The organism is Cryobacterium sp. TMT2-10, assembly GCF_004403075.1.
Lineage (GTDB): Bacteria > Actinomycetota > Actinomycetes > Actinomycetales > Microbacteriaceae > Cryobacterium > Cryobacterium shii.
Map to the genome: position 1 here is coordinate 1 of NZ_SOGW01000075.1, position 3,216 is coordinate 3,216.

Consider the following 3,216-nt stretch of genomic DNA (forward strand, 5'->3'; position numbering starts at 1 on the left):
CAGCCGCGTGGGCTCGGCCGCGGGCTTCGCGGGTGCTGCGCCGCTGCGCGCGTGTCACGCCGCGCGCGGAACGGCGCAGCACCCGCGCTCGCGCTCGACTCGGCGTCGGAGGTGCCGCGTGTCGGAGGCGCTGGTGTTACGTGTCGGAGGTGCAGACGCAGAGTTCGTTGCCCTCCGGGTCGGCGAGCACCCACCAGTCGGGGGCGTGCTCGGCCGTGAGCAGATCGCCGCCGACGTCGATGACCGCCTGCACCCGCGCCTCGGCCTCGCTGGTGGGGACGTACACGTCGAGGTGGATCCGGTTGCGTTCCGTGCGCGCGATCTCCATGTTCTGGAACCAGACGCCGGGTCCCTGCCCGTGGGGGTCGGCGAGGTCTATCTCGCCGTCGCGGTACGACTCCACGTAACCGAGCCCGACCCGCCAGAAGGGTCGGATCGCATCCGCGTCGGTGCAGTCGATGGCCACGTCGTAGCGAGCCGGCATGAAGGGGGCTCGTTCGGCGTCCTGCGCGTCGGCGATCTCCTGGATGCGCAGCGCGAGCCTCAGGTCGCGGTCGGTCACGCCGCCCGCGTCGTGGGAGGAGAGCCGGAAGGTGACCCGGCCGTAGCCGAGGCGCACATCCGGGTGGTGACTCAGCGCATCCGCTGCCTCGGCCACCTGGTCGAGCACGCGCACGGCTGAGGCGAAGTCCGCCGTGGTGAACGACCCGTGCAGAGCGCCGTCCAGGTGCACGAAGGCGCCGCCGGAGAGCACGGGCTCGGTGTCGGCAGGGGTCAGGAGGGTGCCCGATTCTTTCATGCCCCCACTCTGCCCGACCCGTCGGACCCGGTCAAGGCGCGACGCCGCCCGCCCCGTTGCCAGTCCTGCACCCATCCCGCGCTCAGTCTTGCACCCCGTCCCGCGCTCCGTCTTGCACCCAGTCCCGCGCCCAGTCTTGCACCCCGTCCCGCCGAACCAATTCGACGGAGATTTTGGGTCAAAACGGCGTATTCGCCCGTTGTGCGCACTGTGGGAGCAAAATCTCCGTCGAATTGGTTCGCACCGTGCCGGGTCCCGCCCGTAGCCGAAACCGGGAGAGTCGGGTCACACTGAGGCGTGGACACTTCCGGAGAAACCATTCTGTGCGACCTCGACGGCACGATCTACTCCGCCGGCGCAACCGTCGACGGGGCGGCCGAGGCGATTAGCGGTCTCAGGGAGCTGGGTTGCGTCATCCGTTTTCTGACCAATACGGATTCGAGGCCGGAGGCGCTGATCCTGTCCGACCTGCACGCCCGCGGCGTCGACGTGCGTGCCACGGAACTGTTCACCCCCGTGACGGCGGCCCGGCGCTGCCTCGCCGCGTTCGGGAGCGAGGCCAATGTGCTGCCGGTGGTGTCGGGCGCGCTCCGGGAGACATTCGCCCCGTTCATGCGGGAGGGTGACCACCCGATCACCCATGTGATCGTGGGCGACGCGCGGGACACGCTCAGCTACCCCGTGCTCGATGGGGCGTTCCGGGCCATTCGGGCGGGAGCCGAACTCGTCGCCCTGCAACGGGGACGCTACTCCAGACGGGCCGACGGTGACCATCTGGATACCGGCGCGATCGTGGCCGCCCTCGAATACGCGAGCGGGTCGACGGCCGTGCTGCTCGGCAAGCCTTCCCAGGATTTTCTCCGGCTCGCCGCGGAATCGGCCGGGGCCCAGCCGAACGAGGTGTGGGTCGTCGGCGACGACGCAACCACCGACATCGCGATGGGCAACGCGGCCGGCGCGACCACGGTGCAGGTTCGCACCGGCAAATACCCGGACCAGGCCGCCGAGCGGGCCACGATCCGGGCCGCCTACGCGATCGACACGATCGCCTCACTCCCTGGTCGAGGCGGCGTCCGTGCACGCGGCCGAGTAGCCGGTCTCCCCGTCGTCCGGTGGGCCGCCCGGTCCCGCAGGCCCGTCCTCACCAATTCGACGGAGATTTTGAGGGCAAACGACGTTTTGGGCCATTTTTGGCCTCGTGGGAGCAAAATCTCCGTCGAATTCGTTAGGGGCGGGGCCGGCTAGAGCAGGGTGAGGGCCAGGCCGGGGTTGGCGAGGATGCCGGCGATGTCGGTCAGGAACCGGGCGCCCTGCTCGCCGTCGACCAGGCGGTGGTCGAAGGACAGGCTCAGCGTCATCACCTGCCGCAGCGCGATCTCGCCGCGGTACTCCCACGGCCGCGGGCGGATCGCCCCGATCGCCAGGATCACGGCCTCCCCCGGCGGCAGGATGGGCGTTCCGGCGTCGATCCCGAAGAAGCCGATGTTGGTGATCGAGAGGGTGCCGCCGCGCAGGGCAGCCGGGCTGGTGGTGCCCGCCCGGGCGGCCGCGGTCAGCTCGGCGAGCGCCGCGGCCAGATCGGCCAGGCTGAGCCGGTCGGCATCCGTGATCGTGGGCACCAATAGTCCCCGCGGCGTGGCGGCCGCGATGCCGAGGTTCACGTAGTGGAACTGCACGATCTCGGCGGCGGCCTCGTCCCAGCGGGTGTTGACCTCGGGCGTGCGCGCCACCGCGAGGCAGAGCGCCTTCGCGACGACGGCGAGGATGCCGATGCGTGCGCCCGCGAAGGAGCGGTCACGTTTGAGCACCTCGATCAGTTCGACCGTCGGGGTCACATCCACGGTCAGGAACTCGGTCGCGTGCGGCGCGGTGAACGCACTGCGCACCATAGCCTCGGCCGTGTGCTTGCGCACGCTGCGGATCGGGCTGCGGGATTCCCGGGCACCCGGAACGGATGCCGCCGGCGGCGCGGCCGGTTCGGCTCGCGACTGTGCGGCCTCGGCCGGCACCGCGCGCGCCGGTTCGGCCCACGCCTCCACGTCCTCCCGGGTGATCAGCCCGGTCGGGCCGGTCCCGGTCACCCGGGTGAGGTCGACGCCCAGGCTTCGGGCGAGGGCGCGGACAGGTGGCGTGGAGCGCGGACGCTCCCCTGAGACGGGCGACGGCGAGTCAGACACGGTTGCGAGGGAGGCAGAGGCTGACGCAGAGACAGACCGGCTCGGCACGTCAGGGGCCGCGACGTCGGGCACCGGCACAGCGGGTGCTGCCGCCCCGGACGCTGCCGGGTCGGGTGCTGCCGCCACGCGTGCTCCCGCGTCGGATGCAGCCGCGTCGGGCGCAGCCACCCCGGGTGCTGCCACCCCGGGTACTGCCACCCCGGGCGCCCCCGCGTCGGGCGCAGCCGTCCCCGGGACCAC

Annotated in this window: 3 protein-coding genes; 1 reads left to right on the forward strand and 2 read right to left on the reverse strand. The window is 71.6% G+C overall.

All coding sequences use genetic code 11. From position 1 onward, the window contains the following. Window positions 1-136: 136 nt before the first annotated feature. Window positions 137-799 carry a VOC family protein gene (locus tag E3T37_RS08565; RefSeq protein WP_160141113.1) on the reverse strand — a complete coding sequence of 221 codons (663 nt, stop codon included), beginning with the start codon at window positions 797-799 and terminating at the stop codon, window positions 137-139. A gap of 297 nt (window positions 800-1,096) precedes the next feature. Here E3T37_RS08565 and E3T37_RS08570 point away from each other — a divergent pair, with 297 nt between their 5' ends. Continuing rightward, complete coding sequence (locus tag E3T37_RS08570; protein WP_134366383.1) at window positions 1,097-2,044, forward strand: HAD-IIA family hydrolase; 948 nt, start codon at window positions 1,097-1,099, stop codon at window positions 2,042-2,044. On the opposite strand, the gene E3T37_RS08575 is transcribed toward E3T37_RS08570, so the two are convergent. Beyond that, window positions 2,041-3,216, reverse strand: a 1,176-nt coding sequence (locus E3T37_RS08575; protein WP_134366384.1) for a dihydrolipoamide acetyltransferase family protein, incomplete at its 5' end; no start/stop codon positions are given. The genes E3T37_RS08570 and E3T37_RS08575 overlap by 4 nt on opposite strands.

Excerpts from the sequence above, each read along its gene's own strand:
- E3T37_RS08565 (WP_160141113.1), bottom strand. The coding sequence starts at position 799 with ATGAAAGAATCGGGCACCCTCCTGACCCCTGCCGACACCGAGCCCGTG.